General features: G+C 72.4%; 17 protein-coding genes. 8 read left to right on the forward strand and 9 right to left on the reverse strand.

The annotated features are described in order from the left end of the window. Positions 1-3 precede the first annotated feature (3 nt). The 4 genes from ACN9MM_RS12080 to ACN9MM_RS12095 are packed head-to-tail and all read right to left on the reverse strand — an operon-like array spanning position 4 to position 1,938. Complete coding sequence (locus ACN9MM_RS12080) at positions 4-429, reverse strand: hypothetical protein (RefSeq protein ID WP_426363622.1); 426 nt, start codon at positions 427-429, stop codon at positions 4-6. Then, complete coding sequence (locus tag ACN9MM_RS12085; RefSeq protein WP_426363623.1) at positions 426-827, reverse strand: hypothetical protein; 402 nt, start codon at positions 825-827, stop codon at positions 426-428. The genes ACN9MM_RS12080 and ACN9MM_RS12085 overlap by 4 nt, the downstream gene beginning before the upstream one ends. A gap of 21 nt (positions 828-848) precedes the next feature. Continuing rightward, positions 849-1,130, reverse strand: coding sequence for a DUF397 domain-containing protein (locus ACN9MM_RS12090; protein ID WP_426363624.1), 282 nt, complete (start codon positions 1,128-1,130; stop codon positions 849-851). Beyond that, positions 1,090-1,938: a helix-turn-helix domain-containing protein gene (locus tag ACN9MM_RS12095; protein WP_426363625.1), complete on the reverse strand. Its 849-nt coding sequence runs from the start codon at positions 1,936-1,938 to the stop codon at positions 1,090-1,092. Before ACN9MM_RS12095 ends, ACN9MM_RS12090 begins: the two co-directional genes overlap by 41 nt. An 84-nt stretch (positions 1,939-2,022) precedes the next feature. On the opposite strand from ACN9MM_RS12095, the gene ACN9MM_RS12100 reads away from it, so the two are divergent. Then, positions 2,023-2,430 carry an ATP-binding protein gene (locus ACN9MM_RS12100; RefSeq protein WP_426363626.1) on the forward strand — a complete coding sequence of 136 codons (408 nt, stop codon included), beginning with the start codon at positions 2,023-2,025 and terminating at the stop codon, positions 2,428-2,430. Between the two features lie 46 nt (positions 2,431-2,476). Further along, positions 2,477-3,109, forward strand: a complete 633-nt coding sequence (locus ACN9MM_RS12105) for a class I SAM-dependent methyltransferase (RefSeq protein ID WP_426363627.1) — start codon at positions 2,477-2,479, stop codon at positions 3,107-3,109. A gap of 7 nt (positions 3,110-3,116) precedes the next feature. Here the strand turns inward: ACN9MM_RS12105 and ACN9MM_RS12110 are convergent, their stop codons facing one another. Then, complete coding sequence (locus ACN9MM_RS12110) at positions 3,117-4,928, reverse strand: hypothetical protein (RefSeq protein WP_426363628.1); 1,812 nt, start codon at positions 4,926-4,928, stop codon at positions 3,117-3,119. Positions 4,929-5,273: 345 nt separating this feature from the next. Here ACN9MM_RS12110 and ACN9MM_RS12115 point away from each other — a divergent pair, with 345 nt between their 5' ends. The 3 genes from ACN9MM_RS12115 (at position 5,274) to ACN9MM_RS12125 (ending at position 8,268) form a co-directional block, all read left to right on the forward strand. Next, complete coding sequence (locus tag ACN9MM_RS12115; protein WP_426363629.1) at positions 5,274-6,179, forward strand: N-acetylmuramoyl-L-alanine amidase; 906 nt, start codon at positions 5,274-5,276, stop codon at positions 6,177-6,179. Positions 6,180-6,332: 153 nt separating this feature from the next. Further along, the gene (locus ACN9MM_RS12120) at positions 6,333-7,148 is read left to right on the forward strand and encodes a DUF5336 domain-containing protein (RefSeq protein WP_426363630.1); all 816 of its coding nucleotides are present in this window, start codon (positions 6,333-6,335) and stop codon (positions 7,146-7,148) included. 109 nt (positions 7,149-7,257) lie between these two features. After that, positions 7,258-8,268, forward strand: a complete 1,011-nt coding sequence (locus ACN9MM_RS12125) for an LLM class F420-dependent oxidoreductase (protein WP_426363631.1) — start codon at positions 7,258-7,260, stop codon at positions 8,266-8,268. A gap of 3 nt (positions 8,269-8,271) precedes the next feature. Here ACN9MM_RS12125 and ACN9MM_RS12130 read toward each other — a convergent pair whose 3' ends face one another. Continuing rightward, positions 8,272-8,817 (reverse strand): hypothetical protein, encoded by a 546-nt coding sequence (locus ACN9MM_RS12130; protein ID WP_426363632.1) that lies wholly within the window; start codon positions 8,815-8,817, stop codon positions 8,272-8,274. A 238-nt stretch (positions 8,818-9,055) separates the two neighbouring features. On the opposite strand from ACN9MM_RS12130, the gene ACN9MM_RS12135 reads away from it, so the two are divergent. The 3 genes from ACN9MM_RS12135 to ACN9MM_RS12145 all read left to right on the forward strand — a co-directional run bounded on the left by ACN9MM_RS12135 (position 9,056) and on the right by ACN9MM_RS12145 (position 11,504). Beyond that, positions 9,056-9,886, forward strand: a complete 831-nt coding sequence (locus ACN9MM_RS12135; RefSeq protein WP_426363633.1) for a helix-turn-helix domain-containing protein — start codon at positions 9,056-9,058, stop codon at positions 9,884-9,886. A gap of 106 nt (positions 9,887-9,992) precedes the next feature. Further along, positions 9,993-10,442, forward strand: a complete 450-nt coding sequence (locus ACN9MM_RS12140; RefSeq protein WP_426363634.1) for a hypothetical protein — start codon at positions 9,993-9,995, stop codon at positions 10,440-10,442. Between the two features lie 93 nt (positions 10,443-10,535). Beyond that, positions 10,536-11,504: a hypothetical protein gene (locus ACN9MM_RS12145; protein ID WP_426363635.1), complete on the forward strand. Its 969-nt coding sequence runs from the start codon at positions 10,536-10,538 to the stop codon at positions 11,502-11,504. Here ACN9MM_RS12145 and ACN9MM_RS12150 read toward each other — a convergent pair. From ACN9MM_RS12150 to ACN9MM_RS12160, 3 genes are all read right to left on the reverse strand, one after another. Continuing rightward, positions 11,470-12,309: a DUF2690 domain-containing protein gene (locus tag ACN9MM_RS12150; protein WP_426363636.1), complete on the reverse strand. Its 840-nt coding sequence runs from the start codon at positions 12,307-12,309 to the stop codon at positions 11,470-11,472. The genes ACN9MM_RS12145 and ACN9MM_RS12150 overlap by 35 nt on opposite strands. Before the next feature lie 134 nt (positions 12,310-12,443). Beyond that, positions 12,444-13,532, reverse strand: coding sequence for a prenyltransferase (locus ACN9MM_RS12155; protein WP_426363637.1), 1,089 nt, complete (start codon positions 13,530-13,532; stop codon positions 12,444-12,446). Next, a complete protein-coding gene (locus tag ACN9MM_RS12160) occupies positions 13,529-14,275 on the reverse strand; it encodes a class I SAM-dependent methyltransferase (protein ID WP_426363638.1) in 747 nt (248 codons plus the stop codon). The genes ACN9MM_RS12155 and ACN9MM_RS12160 overlap by 4 nt, the downstream gene beginning before the upstream one ends. Positions 14,276-14,385 lie beyond the last annotated feature (110 nt).

Below are 14,385 nucleotides of genomic sequence, written 5' to 3' on the forward strand. Positions count from 1 at the left end.
GGGTCAGGCCCGGAAGCCCTTCACGTACGCCGCGCTCCCGTACGTGTGCGGATCCGGCACCTCGACCTCGAATCCGGCCGAGGCGAGGATTCCCAACAGGGCCTCCTGCATGAACCGGTGGACGTCCCGGTGGTGGCGCACGACCGGGGGCGGATCCGTGAAGTCGATGCCGTTCTCGAAGAGTTCGACGACGGCGGTCGTCAACTCCTCGTCCGTCCGCCAGTCCGCGTACACCCCGCCCCCGCCGTCGGCGAACGGGTCCACGTGGACCTCGACACCGGCACCCGCCCCGCCGCCCTCACGGTCCCCTCGGCGAGCGGGAAGCCCGGCCCGCGTCAGTTCACGGCAGACCCGGTCCGCGAGGTCGTGCCACTCGGCGAGGAGTTCCGGCGGAGCCTTGGGCGGCACGTCGAACCCGTGCTCGCTCATCTGCTCCTCCTCAGGGCGAGCGCGATGCTCGTGGCGGTCGCGGAGGCGGTGGTCAGGGCGAGGACGAGGAGTCCCGGGTTCACCCACCACGGGACGATCTCCTCGCCCGCGCACACCAGGCTCACGGGGAGCGCGCTGCTGGAGTCGGGCACCTTCATGTACCCGGCGTTGAACCAGCACGCGTCCTCCGGCTGGAGGAAGGGCAGGTACGAGAGTCCGTACAGGTGCAGCGCCCCGCCCGCGACGAAGGCGAGCGCGGCGACCCAGGCGGCCTTCTTGGCGGGGGTACGGCGGGGGCGGGGCTGCGGGGGCAGCCCGGCGTTCTCCCGCCGGGCCCGGCGCAGCCCCCCGTAGGTGATCCCCGCCCACGTCGGCAGGACGACGGCGAGGATCACCATTCCTATGAGGGTCACCACGGGTCAGCGCCCGATGAGCCCCTGGGCGGCGGCGCTCACGAAGGCCGTGAAGGCGGCGGGCCCGGAGAGGAAGACGGGCCCGTCGGGGTTCTTGGAGTCCCGGACGGCGACGTGGGCGGCGAGGTCGGCGATCTCGATGCACTCGCCGCCGTTGGAGCCGCTGTAGGACGACTTGCGCCAGGCGGCAGCACCGAGAGGAGCGCACTCGACGCAGTCACCGCCGGTGTCGCCGCTGTACGAGGACTTACGCCAGTGCGCGCCCGGCAGGTTCTGGTTGGTCCCCATAGTGCTCCTCCATCACGCGGGCGATCAGTGCGGTCGAGTCCTCCAGGGAGAGACCGGCCGCTCGCAGGTGATCGTAACGGAGCGACCCCTCCCTGAACGCGGCCGGATTGGCGGTCATATGGCCCTGGACGAAGTCCTCGGTGTAGACGAGGTCGGGATCGTCCTCGAACCGCAGCAGGTTGAACGAGCCCATGAGTCCGGCATGCGCCCCGGCCCCGAACGGGAGGATCTGGATCTTCACCCACTCCTCCTCCTGCACACGCAACAGATGGGCGAGTTGCGAGCGCATCACCTGTCGTCCGCCGATCTCCTGACGGAGCACCGCCTCGGACATGACCACCCAGAGCAGGGGCGGCGTCTCCCTCTGCAGAATCCGCTGCCGCTCCATTCGGGCGGCGACCTTCGTGTCGAGGTCCCCCTCCGTCCTGACGCCCAGGACCGCGCGGGCGTATTCCTCCGTCTGGAGCAGGCCGTAGACCAGCTGGGCCTGGAACGTCGAGAGGTACGTCGCCCGCGCCTCCATCTCCGCGTACGCCTGGAACCACGTCGGCAGCTGGCTGCGCAGGACCAGGCCCACCAGCCGTGAGAACGAGCCGCTCGTCATCAGCGCCGCGTCCAGCCGCTCGGAGAACTCCCGCGTCGGGACCTTCTTCGCCGTCTCTATCTGGCCGACGAGGGAGCCCGTACAGAACAGGATCTTGCCCAGCTGCGGCTGGTTGAGGCCGGCCTCCTCCCTCAGGCGGCGGAGTTCCGAACCGAAGTAGTCCAGCGGCGAGGCACTCGGATCCAGGTTGCGGATGTTGACCACGGCGAGGTCACCCCCAAGCTCACGCGGTGAGGCGTTGCGTTCAGTCCGTAGCCGAGCGTAACGAAGAGGCTTCAACCTGGTGGCATGAATGACGCAACTGACCTCTACCCTGCGGAAGTTACCCACAGCTACCGCATGGGGTTCACCGTCGGTGAGCACTCCGCCGGCCACATGCGCCGCATCCTGCGCATGTTCCTCACGCGGTGGGGGCTCGGCCACCTCGCCGACCCGGCGGCCCTCGCGCTCACCGAGCTCGTCGCGAACGTCGTCCGGCACGTGCCGGACCGCAGGTGCCACGTGCTGATGCTGCGGGAGCCGGAGGGGCTGCGGGTCGAGGTGACGGACGGGGTCCCCGGCGGGCTGATCGCGAAGGCCGCCGATCCGCTGGCCGAGCGCGGCCGGGGGCTCGTGCTGGTGGAGGCCGTGACGGACCGGTGGGGGGTGGAGGAGAGGGCCGACGGGAAGACGGTGTGGTTCGCGTGCGACGCATAGGGCAGCATGGGCGCCCGTAGACGCGTACCCGCCAGTAGGAGTGACCATGTCCGAGCCGTCGCCCGAGATCCTCGCCGCCTTCGAGGCCGCCAAGGGCTTCATGCCCGTCGGGGAGGGGCTGGCGCTGTACACGGCGGCCGCCGAGGCCGCGAAGCTGGGGCTGCCCCTCCTTGAGGTCGGGACGTACTGCGGCCGGTCGACGATCCTGCTGGCGGACGTGGCGCGGCAGGCGGGGACGGTCGCGGTGACCGTGGACCACCACCGGGGCAGCGAGGAGCAGCAGCCGGGCTGGGAGTACCACGACGAGACCGTGGTGGACCCGGAGGTGGGGCTGATGGACACGCTGCCGACGTTCCGCCGGACGCTCCACAAGGCGGGCCTGGAGGAGCACGTGATCGCGGTCGTCGGGCGTTCGCCGCTGGTCGCGAAGGCCTGGGGCGGGCAGCTCGGGCTCGTGTTCGTGGACGGCGGGCACACCGACGAGCACGCCACGAACGACTACGAGGGCTGGGCCCCCAAGGTCGCCCCCGGGGGCCTGCTGGTCATCCATGACGTGTTCCCGAACCCGGAGGACGGCGGGCAGGCCCCGTACCGCATCTATCTGCGGGCGCTGGAGTCGGGCGACTTCGAGGAGCTCTCGGTCACCGACTCGCTACGGGTCCTGCGCCGCCTGGGCTGAGTTGCGGTCAGAAGCCTGACGTCACGTACAGGCAGTTGGTGTAGCTGTAGCCGGGTTCGATCTTGGTCTTGCTCGACTTGGTGTCCCCGGCGGTCGAGGTGCCGGTGGCCGCGCGCTTCTGGAGGAAGTGGTAGTCACCGGCGGGCAGCAGCAGGGTCGCCTTCGGGTACTTCGAGGACGGGCCGGTGCAGGCCTTGATCTTCTTGGAACCCGCGAAGATCGGGCTGGGGTACTTCGTGCAGGTGCCGCACGCCTTCAGGGTGACCTTGCCGGTCATCGGGCCGGTGTAGAGCACCTCGACCTCGCCGGGGCCGTCGTTGCTGATCACCATGACCATCCGGGCGCCGCCGGGGACGTCGGCCGGGGGCAGGCTCTTGCCGGCCGCGGGCTCCTCCTCGGCGATCTCGGCGGCGATGGCGATGGAGCGGGCGTGCGCCGCGTCCGGGCTGTTCGGGTAGTCCTTGGCGTACTGGGTCATGGTCTTGACCGCGTCGTCGAACTCCTTGTCCTTGAACTGGGCACTGCCGCAGGCGAAGTCGCCCCGCTGGACCGCACCGGCCGCCTCCTCCGTGGCGTCCTCGAGTCCGGGGTCCGTCATGTTGTCGAGGGAGGAGTGGAGCGTACGGAGTTCCTCGGTGGTCTCGCAGGGGGTGGCGCCACTGGTGAGAGCAGAGGTCCGGGTCTTGATCGCCGCTCGGACAGCCGGTTCGACCCGGGTCGCCTGGGGCGACTTCGGGAAGGTGTCGTAGAGCGCGTTGAGGCTCTCGCTGGCGGGCGGGTCGGCGGCCGTCACGCCGAGTGCATCCGTCCCGCACTTGAAGAGGGACTCGGCGAGCGGCTCGTCGGTCTTGGCGGGCCGGGTGCCGAGCAGTTCCTTGTCGACCGTGCCGGCCAGCCCCCGCAGGTGCTTGAGCGGCGCGACGGCCTCGCAGTACGCCTTCTTCGCGTACGGGCGGGAGACCGTCTCGTAGTACGTGTCGAGGCGCGCGGGGACCAGCTTCCCGGCCCGCGAACCCGCGTGCTTCGCGGCGAGCTCCTGGTAGGTGGCGAGCGCCTTGCGGTAGACCGGCTCGGCCTTGTCGAAGGTCAGTCCGTCGTCGGCGGACTCGACCAGCGCGTCCGCCGCCGCGAGCCGTTCGAGGAGCGCCTGCTCCTTTGCTTCGTCGCGGGCCGAGCCGTACGCGAGGGAGCCACCGGCGGGCACGGCGAGCAGCACGAGGGCGAGCGGCAGGGCCAGGCGCCGGAAGGAGGCGCCGATCCGGAGCGTGGCGCGCAGTCCTCGGCGGGCGCCGTCGGCGGCGGCGGCGAGCAGGAAGACGCCGTAGCCCACGAGGAAGCCGAGGGGCACGCCGTCGACGTCGGCGGGAAGGGCGGCGACGAGCAGGGCGGCGGTGGCGAGCCAGCAGAGCGCGGCGCCGATCCAGTTCCGCAGCAGGACGTAGCCGAGGCCGAGGCCCGAGAGGTTGAGCAGGGCGATCGCGGCGGCCTGCGCCGGGTTCGCGTCGCCGGGCGGCTGTGCGGGCGGCTGCGGGCTCTGACCGGGCGGCGGGCCGTAACCGGGCGGGCCGTACCCCGGCGGCGGTCCGAAGCCGGGCGGGGCGCCCGGCGGCGGCGGTGCGGTCCCGGACCCGGCCCACCCGGCCGCGGTCGCGGGCCCGGCAGCGGCACCAGCACCGGCACCGGCATCAGCACCAGCACCAGCACCAGCACCAGCACCAGCCGGGACGGCACCCGAGGGTCCGGCACCGGCACCTGCCGGGGTGGATCCCGGGGGCGCCGTGTCCGGCGGCGGGCCGAAGGCGAGCGTGGGCGGGCTCACACCCGGTGCGGCGGCGGGCGGCGCCGGGGCCGCCCACGGCGGCTGGGGCGCACTCGAAGTGCCTCCCGCCACCGGTCCGGACGGCGGCTCGGCCGCCGCGTGGTTCCTCGGGTCTAAGCCGCCGTCGCCCGCAGGTCTGTCGGTCGGCTCGGGACGTGCGTCGTTCGGTTCTTCCCCCACCACGGTTCCCCCTCGTGGGTCCATGCGCGGTGACACCCCACCGTCGCCCTTTCCCCCCTACCCTTCACGCTTCGCTCACACGCGTCCACCGTTCCGCGAAGGCGGTGACCAACCTGCGACGTACCCGTGCGGCGTTTCGCCCCCCACAGGGCCTAAAGTCGCGGGGTGCCGTACGACCACCGGAACACCGCCCGCCGTACCCTCGCCCTCGCCCTCGCCGCCACGGGCTGCTGCGCCGTGCTCGCGGGGTGTGCGACCTCACAGGCCTCGTCGCCGAACGGAAAGGCCGCGGAGTCCCTGGCGACCCGGGCCGAGAGCGGGACGCAGTCCCGGCCGCCGGTCTCCGCCTCCGCCGCGCCCCGGCCGACCCCCTCGCCGGTCCCTCCGCGGGGAAGCCGCTCGCTCGCGGGGAGGACCGTCGTCATCGACCCGGGTCACAACTCCGGAAATTTCCGTCATTCCACCGAAATCAACAAGAAGGTGAATATCGGGACGACCCGCAAGGAGTGCGACACCACCGGCACGTCCACCGACGCGGGCTACACCGAGGCCTCGTTCACCCTCGACGTCTCCCACCGGCTACGGGACCTCCTGAAGGCGCGCGGCGCCGAGGTGGTCCTCACCCACGACGGCGACCGCCCCTGGGGCCCCTGCATCGACGAGCGGGCCCGGATCGGCAACGCCGCCCGCGCCGACGCCGTCGTCTCCGTCCACGCGGACGGCTCGGCCGCCGGCAACCGCGGCTTCCATGTGATCCTCCCCGCGAAGGTGCGGGCGGGCTCCGCCGACACCTCACGGATCGTCGCGCCCTCCCGCGCCCTCGGCGAGCGGATCGCCGACAGGTTCGCCCGCGCCACCGGAACCTCGCCCTCCAACTACATCGGTTCCGGAACGGGGTTGGACGTACGGGACGATCTCGGCGGCCTCAATCTCTCGACCGTGCCCAAGGTCTTCGTCGAATGCGGCAATATGCGTGATCCGAAGGACGCACAGCTGCTCACGTCGTCGACGTGGCGGCAGAAGGCCGCCCAGGGACTGGCCGACGGCATCGCCACCTACCTCGGGGGGTAGGACCCGCGAGCGATAGATTCGCTCCGTACGATGGGGCCCCACCCCCGTGCCATGAACCCGAGCGCCACGACCTGAGCGCCACCCGACGCGACGACCGACGACCCGACGAAGGACTCTTACGTGAATATCCGCTCCCTCACCCGAGGCGATGGCGTGCTGATCGGTGCAGCGGTGTTGCTGTTCATCGCCTCGTTCCTGGACTTCTTCTCCTACAAGGGCCTCTCGGTTGACGCCCCGAACGCCTGGGAATCACTGGGGAACGCCATCGGCGTGTACATGGTGGGCGTCATCGGTGCGGCCCTGATCGTCCTCACCCGCGCCCTGCCCCAGCCCCGCAAGGTCGTCGGCCTCGACCTCGGCCAGTTCGGCACGGCCGCGACGGTCTTCACCGCGTGGTCTCTCTTCTGGACGATCATCGACCTCGGCCAGGTCGACGCCGGCGCCGGCCTGATCCTCGGCTTCATCGCCTCCCTGGTGCTGGCCGGTGCCGCCGTCGCCGGTCCGATGGTCCCGGCCCTCAAGGCCCCGCTCGTCGGCGCGCCCAGGCCGCAGACGCCGCAGCCGTACGGCATGCAGCCCGGTCAGCCGGGTCAGCCGGGCGTCCCCGGCGGCTACGGCTACCCGGGCGCGCAGCAGCCGCCGTACGGCGGACCGCAGGACCCGTCGCAGGGTGCCGGTCAGCCGTTCGGCGCGCAGGCCGCCGCCCCGCAGCCGCAGGCCCCGCAGCAGCCCGAGCCGCAGGCCGCCGCTCCGGCGCCGCAGCCGGCCGGGGACTTCTCCCCGTTCTGGTTCGCGGTCCCGGTCGCGCGTCCGCTGTACGCGGAGGACGGCTCGCAGGCGCCGATCGCCGAACTGGCCCCGGGTACCTGGTACCTGGCGGTCGAGCAGCGCGGTCCGGGCCTGGTGGCCCAGACGCAGGACGGCCGCCGCGGCGTCCTCCAGGACACCACCGGCATCCAGCGCGGCTGATCCCCCGCTCCACCCGACGGCCCCCCGCCCGGAATCCCTTCCGGGTGGGGGGCCGTTGCCGTACAGTCCCCGCATCGGACCTGACGGAGCGTCAGAAAGGATGTGGAGCATGCGACTCGGGCTCGCCCTCGGCTACTGGGGCCGCGGCCCCTCCCCCGCCCACCTCGACCTCGCCCGCGAGGCCGAGCGGCTCGGCTACGACTCCGTGTGGACCGCCGAGGCCTGGGGCTCCGACGCCTTCACCGCGCTGACCTGGATCGCCGCCCACACCAGCCGCATCAGGCTGGGCACCGCCGTCGCACAGATGGCCGCCCGCGCCCCCACCACCACCGCGATGCACGCGCTCACCCTGGACCACCTCTCCGGCGGGCGCATGATGCTCGGGCTCGGCCTGTCCGGGCCGCAGGTCGTCGAGGGCTGGTACGGCCGTCCCTTCCCCCGCTCCCCGCTGACCGCGACCCGCGAGTACGTGGACGTGATCCGCCAGGTCCTGCGCCGCGAGGGCCCCGTCCGGCTCGACGGACGCCACCACTCCCACCCGTACACCGGTCCGGACGGCACCGGACTCGGCAAGGCCCTCAAGCCGATCACCCACCCGCTGCGCGCCGACGTCCCCGTCCTGCTGGGCGCCGAGGGCCCCAGGAACATCGCGCAGACCCTCGCCATCGCCGACGGCTGGCTCCCCCTCTACTGGACGCCCGACCGCTGGGCGGAGGTCTACGCCCTCCCGGACGCCCTCCCGGAGGGCTTCCTCGTCGCCCCGATGGTGCGGGCGCGGCTCTGCGAGGACGTGGCGGCCGGGCTGCTGCCGGTCAAGGCGATGCTCGGCTTCTACATCGGCGGCATGGGGCACGCGGCCCGGAACTTCCACGCCGACCTGATGGGGCGCATGGGGTACGAGAAGGAGGCCCGGCGCATCCAGGAGCTGTTCGCGGCGGGCCGCCGCGAGGAGGCGGTGCTCGCCGTGCCGGACGCCTTCGCAGACGAGATCTCGCTCGTCGGCCCCCGGGAGCGGATCGCCGAGCGCCTGGAGGAGTGGCGGCGGGGCCCGGTGACGGACCTGCTGGTCACGGCACCGGACCCCGCCACGCTCCGCCTCCTCGCGGAGCTCAACGCATAGGCTTCAGCCGCCCAGTTGCGAGGTGCTGGGAATCTGGTCCTTGACTTCGGCGCCGGCGCTCTTCCCCGCCTCCTTGACGCTGTTGATGACGCTCTCGAAGGCGCCGACGTCCGCGTCGCCGACCTCGCCCTTGCGGAGCTTCGTCCCCAGCTCCTTGAGCGACTCGATGCCGGCGGTGAGCGGCGCGACCGCCTTCGACAGCAGCGGGTCGCCCTTGGCGTTGTTCACCGCCGCCTTGAGCCGGTTGTACGTGAAGGCGCCCGCGAGGCCCGCCTTCACCAGGGCGAAGGTCCGGCCGTCCGCGCCCTTCTTGAACTTGCCCGCGCGGTACGGCTTCACGATCCACTGGTACGTGGCGCCCGCGGCCAGACCCGCGTTCGCCACGAACCGCGTCTTCGCCAGCTTCTGCTGCTCGAAGCTCGCCGAGGCCGTCGGGGTCGAGGAGGAGCTCGCACTCGCCTTGTCGTCGTCGTCGCAGGCCGCGGTGGTCAGGAGCAGCGTGCAGGACAGCAGCAGCGCCACGACTCCGCGCGAAACGGTTCTGGGCAAGACGAGACCTCCCTGATGGCTGTGGCGCCAGCCTCACCCGGGGCCGCCGAGCCTGCCACCGGTGTGACTCCGTACGGGTTCCGGCATCCCTCCCGCTCGACGTCTCCGCAGGTCAGGGCCGAGGGACGTCCCTCCACATCCCTGGGACGCCGCCACCTCTGGCCCCGTCTCCCCGCCCTCCCGAGAGTGGATCTCCGGCCCGGGACGGATCCGGGCGCGGGAGATCGAGGAGTCGATGGTGAGACGCCGCGTGTGTACGGGGGGCGGCCGGTGCCAGTGGTACTACGGGAGGCCGGACGCCCGTCTCGGGCCGGGCATCGGTACGTACCGGGGGTTCCGCTCGACGGCGGGCGTGCCGCAGGAGCGGCTCGTGGTGCCGAGCGGACGGGTGTCCCTGCTCATCGGCTTCGGCGGCGAGCTGCGGGTGCGCGGGGCGGGCCGGCACACCTCGCTGGTGTCGGGGCTGCACACCCGCGCGCGGGTCCTCGGGCACGGCGGCGACGTCCAGGGCGTGGAGCTCGCGCTCGCGCCGTGGGCGGCGCGCCGGTTCCTCGGGGGCACGCCGCTGGCGGAGCTCACCGACGTCCTCGCCGACCCGGCCGAGGTGCTGGGCGACCGCGCCCGGAGCCTGGGCGAGGCCCTGGCGGACGCCCCGGGCTGGGCCGAGCGCTTCGCGCTGCTCGACGAGACGCTGCTGCGGTGGGCCGGGGACGGAGCCGGGGACGGCGGGCCCGCGCCGGCGGTCCTGGAGGCGTGGCGGCTCCTGGAGCGGTCCGCCGGGGCCGTGCAGATCCGCGAGGTCGCGGCGGCCACGGGCACCAGCCTGCGGCACCTGGAGCGCCGCTTCCGGGAGCAGATCGGTCTCAGCCCGAAGCGGCTCGCCCGGATCCTGCGCCTGAACCGCGCGATCCGGCTGCTGTCGGCGGGCGGCAGGCCCGCCGACACCGCCGCCCGGTGCGGCTACTACGACCAGGCCCACCTCGGCCTGGAGTTCAAGGCGATGACCGGGATGCCGCCGGGCCGCTTCCTCGCGGAGCGGGGGACGTCCAGCGCCTGGATCGCCGGATGACGCCGCGGACGTGGCGATTTTCTCCAATACGGGACCGGGCGCCGCACGGAAGTCTTGCGCACGCGTGCGGTCGCGCACGCATCGCCGACAACAGAGGGAACGAAACATGAGCATGGTCACGGCGCTCCGCAAGAAGGCCGCTGTCGTCGCCGCCACCACCGCGCTGCTCGTCGGCGGCGGTGTCGTCACCGCCACCTCGGCCTCCGCGGGCTACATGTGCGGCGCCGGATACCACTGCGCGTACTGGGGCAACCTGGGCGACAGCGGCTCGCACGACTTCTACAACAGCGACGCCAACTTCACCAACGACTACTTCAACGACAACAACCCGGCGCCCGGCACCGGTGCGGTCGTCAACGACAACGTCTCCTCCGCGAGCAACTCCAGCACCGGCGGCTACGAGAGCCACTACTACCGGGACATCAACTACGGCGGCGGCCTGCTGTTCTGCGTGAACCCGGGCAGCGAGGTCTACATGAGCGGCCTCGCCGACTGGCAGCGCGACGCGGCCAGCTCCCTGCTGCTGCGCCCGTCGACGACGATCCACTGCTTCTGAGTGAACCGCGCGCTCCGCGCGTGAACGGGGGCCGGTGCCACGGGGGTGCGCCGGCCCCCACCCACCCCACCGCCGACGAAAGGCATCCGCACCATGACCGGGACCCGTCGTCCCCGCCGTGCCCTGCTCACGCTCACCGCCGTCCTGGCGGGCGGAGCGGCCGTCGTCGGCGGCACGCTCCTCGCCTCCGCCCAGGACGCGCCCCGGGACTCCGCCGAGGCACTCGTGTCGACGGCCGCCCTGGAGCGGCTGCACCGGATGCCACCCGTGACCGACCGCGTCTTCGCCTGGACCGACGCCCAGGCCCGCAGCGCTGAGGCCCAGCGCCGGTACGCCATCGACTGCATGGCTCGCCAGGGCTTCCGTTACGCCCCGAAGGCCACGCCCCCGGCAGGCTCCGGCGAGGACGAACGCCCCCGTCCCTTCGGTCTGGAGACGCCCCCTTCCTCGACTCCCCCGCCCGCCCCGGCGGAGCCCGGTGAGAAGCCGCCGAAGCCCGGCAGTCCCGAAGCCTCCCCGGCGTACGCGAAGGCGCTCTTCGGCGACCAGGACAAGCGCGTGACCGTCGAGGGCGAGCACGGGATGCGCGTCTCCCGGCCGGGAGACGGCTGCCTCGCCGAGGCGGAGACCCGTATGCTCGGCGACGGCCGGACGCGCTGGATCCGGACGCAGATCCTGTTCTACGAGGGGCAGGAGCAGGCCCGTACGGCCCTGGAGAAGGACCCGAGGTTCCGGGACGCGACGGGCCGCTGGCGGCAGTGCATGGACCGGGCCGGCTTCCCGGGCCAGAACGACCCTCAGGCGCTCCTGAAGACCCTGCCCACCCAGCGGGCCCGCCTCGGCGGCCGGGACATCCTGCGGGCGGACCTGAGCTGCAAGAGCACGACCGGCTATCTGACCCTCGCCTACACCCGGCTCGCGGCCGTCCAGCAGGACTGGCTGGACCGGAACCCGGCCGTCACCAAGGACTGGACGGCCCTCCTCGCCCGCCAGGACAAGGCGGCGCGCGAGGTGCTCGCGGCACCCGCTACGGCTGCTGCGCCTTCTCCTCGCTCGGGATGAAGCGTCCGGTGCAGCTGCGCCGGACGTCCTTCGGGAGGGCGGCGCAGACCCAGACCGAGCCGTCGTCGGGCGCCGCGATCAGCGGCGTGTAGACGTCCCGGTCGAAGTGCACGACGTCGGCCTGGGCGGCGCCGTCGGAGTTGTTGACCACGACGGTGGCGCCGACCTGGGCGAACGAGATCCGGCCCCAGGCGGCCTTGCAGGCCCGGCTGTACCGGAGCTCGATGACGAGGTCCTTGGGGATGGAACCGGTGCGCACCGTGACGGCGTCGGCGCCGCAGTTCATCTTCTTCGGGTCGCGGCCCTCGCACGCCGCGAGGGTGCAGCCGGTGGCCGGTCCCGCGACCGTCACGACCGGCTTCGGGCGCGGGGCGGCCGGCGGTTCGCCGGAGCCGGAGAGGGCGGCGTAGGAGATCGCGCCCGCGACGAGGAGGACGGCGAGCACGACCGAGGCCCACAGGACTCGGCGCCTCCGGGGCGCTGGCGCTGCCGCCCCGTTCCCGTCCTCGGCTTCCGCTCCGGGCTCGGCCCCGACTTCCGTTGCGTCCTCGGATTCCGGTGCCGCCGAGCGCCGCGCGTCCTCCTCGGCCCAGAGCGCGAGCAGCGGGGCCGGATCGGTCCCGCAGATCCGTGCGAGACGCTCCACGGCGTCGCGCGGAGGGAACTGCTTGCCGTTGACCCAGCGTTCCCACGACGACTTGGCGTAGTGCGTCTTCTCGCTGAGCTGGACGAAGCTCGAACCCGATGCCTTCTTCAACGCGAGCAGCTCGCCCGCCAGGTCCTTGACCGACCCCGCACGGTCCATCTGTGACCGATTCTCCCTGATATGCATGTCCATGCCAGCCATGGACGTGCATATCCTAGAGCGCTGTAAGGGGTGCTCCGCGCAACCCGATATGCGTGTGTCAAGCACCTATCAGGCCGGATCGGGGCGGGAGTTCAGGCGCAGCAGTCGGGCTCCAGGCCGCTCGGCAGACGCTCGCCGCCGAAGACCGCGACGGTCGCCTCCTCGCCGCCGAGGGCCGCCACCGCGAGGAGGAGGGAGCCGGCGGTCCAGGCGGTCTGCTCCTCGGGCCACACGGCCTTGTCGGCCACCGTGGCGCCCTCGAAGACGTACCCCGTCCAGTACATGCCGTTCCCGGCACGCAGGTGCTGGATGTCCTGGAGGACCGTGAGGGCCCGGTCGGACTCCCCCATCGCCCAGAGGGCGAGGGCCAGCTCGCAGCTCTCGCCTCCGGTGACCCACGGGTTGGGGACGACGCAGCGCACACCGAGACCGGGGACGACGAAACGGTCCCAGTCGCCGTCGATCCGGGCCTTCGCGTCGGCCCCCGTGACCGCGCCGCCGAGGACCGGGTAGTACCAGTCCATCGAGTAGCGGGACTTGTCGAGGAAGCGCTCGGGGTGCCGACGGATCGCGTGACCGAGGGCCCCCGCGGCCAGCTCCCAGTCGGGCTGCGCCTCCTCGCGGACCTCCGCGATGGCGAGGGCGCAGCGCAGCGCCTGGTGGATCGACGAACTGCCGGTCAGCAGGGCGTCGTTCACCGGCGTGCCGTCGGGCTCGCGCTTCCAGCCGATCTGCCCCCCGGACTGCTGGAGCCCGAGGACGAACTCGACGGCCGCGTACACGGCGGGCCACATCCGGTCGAGGAAGGCGTCGTCGCCGGTGGACAGGTAGTGGTGCCAGACGCCGACCGCGATGTACGCGACGAAGTTGGACTCCCGGCTCCGGTCCGTGACCTGCTCGGGGTCGCCGTCGTGGTACGCCGCGTACCAGGAGCCGTCGGGGTTCTGGTGGCGGGCGAGCCAGGCGTAGGCGCGGGCGGCGGCCTCGTGCTCGCCGGCCGCGTCCAGGGCCATGGCGGCCTCGGTGTGGTCCCACGGGTCCAGGTGATGCCCCCGGAACCAGGGGACGGCGCCGTCCTCGCGCTGCACGGCGAGTATCCCGGAGACGGTCTCGGCGGCCTGCTCGGCGGTGAGCACCCCGGGCAGGACCAGGTGCTCCGCGATGCGCTCGGGCGACGTCACTTGCCCGCGTCCACGGCGTCGGCCTTCGGGAGGTGCGGCTTGGTCGCGTACGCCACGAAGCTCTTGCCGACGACCGGGTTGAGCAGCTGCTCGGCGACCCGGGTCAGGGCGGGCTTCTTCATGATGTCCCAGACCAGGAGCTTGTGGTACGCGCGGACCGGCAGCGCCTTGTCGTTGTCGACGCCGAAGGCGCACTTCAGCCACCAGTACGGCGAGTGCAGCGCGTGCGCGTGGTGCGTGCCGTACGGCTTGAGGCCGGCCTGCCGGATCTTGCCGAGCAGCTCGTCGGCCTTGTAGATGCGGATGTGGCCGCCCTCGACCTCGTGGTACGCGTCGGAGAGCGCCCAGCAGACCTTCTCGGGGCCGTACCGGGGCACGGTGATCGCGATCCGGCCGCCCGGCTTGAGGACGCGGACCATCTCGGCGAGCACGCCCTTGTCGTCCGGGATGTGCTCCATGACCTCGGAGATGATGACGACGTCGAAGGACTCGTCGGGGAACGGCAGGTTGAGGGCGTCGCCCTCCATCGCGGTGGCGGTCGCGCCGGCGGGGGCCTCGCCGGCCTCCTTCATCGCGGCGAACCACTTGGCGACCTCGCGGATCTCGTCGCCGTTCTGGTCGAGGGCGACGACCTGGGCGCCGCGCCGGTAGCACTCGAAGGCATGCCGGCCCGCACCACAGCCCAGATCGAGCACACGATCGCCGGGGGCGAGCGGGAAGCGAGTGAAGTCGACGGTCAGCACGAGGACAGCCTGCTTTCGAGGTTGAGGAAGGTGGTGGGCAGTCGTTCCGCCGGGGCGGAACGGGTGGGCACAACCCACCCACCGGGCCGCACCCGGCGACCAGGCTGAAG

Source organism: Streptomyces sp. E-08 (assembly GCF_049913095.1).
Lineage (GTDB): Bacteria > Actinomycetota > Actinomycetes > Streptomycetales > Streptomycetaceae > Streptomyces.

Excerpts from the sequence above, each read along its gene's own strand:
- ACN9MM_RS12090 (WP_426363624.1), bottom strand. The coding sequence starts at position 1,130 with ATGGGGACCAACCAGAACCTGCCGGGCGCGCACTGGCGTAAGTCCTCG.
- ACN9MM_RS12125 (WP_426363631.1), top strand. The coding sequence starts at position 7,258 with ATGCGACTCGGGCTCGCCCTCGGCTACTGGGGCCGCGGCCCCTCCCCC.
- ACN9MM_RS12140 (WP_426363634.1), top strand. The coding sequence starts at position 9,993 with ATGAGCATGGTCACGGCGCTCCGCAAGAAGGCCGCTGTCGTCGCCGCC.
- ACN9MM_RS12100 (WP_426363626.1), top strand. The coding sequence starts at position 2,023 with ATGAATGACGCAACTGACCTCTACCCTGCGGAAGTTACCCACAGCTAC.
- ACN9MM_RS12080 (WP_426363622.1), bottom strand. The coding sequence starts at position 429 with ATGAGCGAGCACGGGTTCGACGTGCCGCCCAAGGCTCCGCCGGAACTC.
- ACN9MM_RS12085 (WP_426363623.1), bottom strand. The coding sequence starts at position 827 with ATGGTGATCCTCGCCGTCGTCCTGCCGACGTGGGCGGGGATCACCTAC.
- ACN9MM_RS12105 (WP_426363627.1), top strand. The coding sequence starts at position 2,477 with ATGTCCGAGCCGTCGCCCGAGATCCTCGCCGCCTTCGAGGCCGCCAAG.
- ACN9MM_RS12150 (WP_426363636.1), bottom strand. The coding sequence starts at position 12,309 with ATGGACCGTGCGGGGTCGGTCAAGGACCTGGCGGGCGAGCTGCTCGCG.
- ACN9MM_RS12145 (WP_426363635.1), top strand. The coding sequence starts at position 10,536 with ATGACCGGGACCCGTCGTCCCCGCCGTGCCCTGCTCACGCTCACCGCC.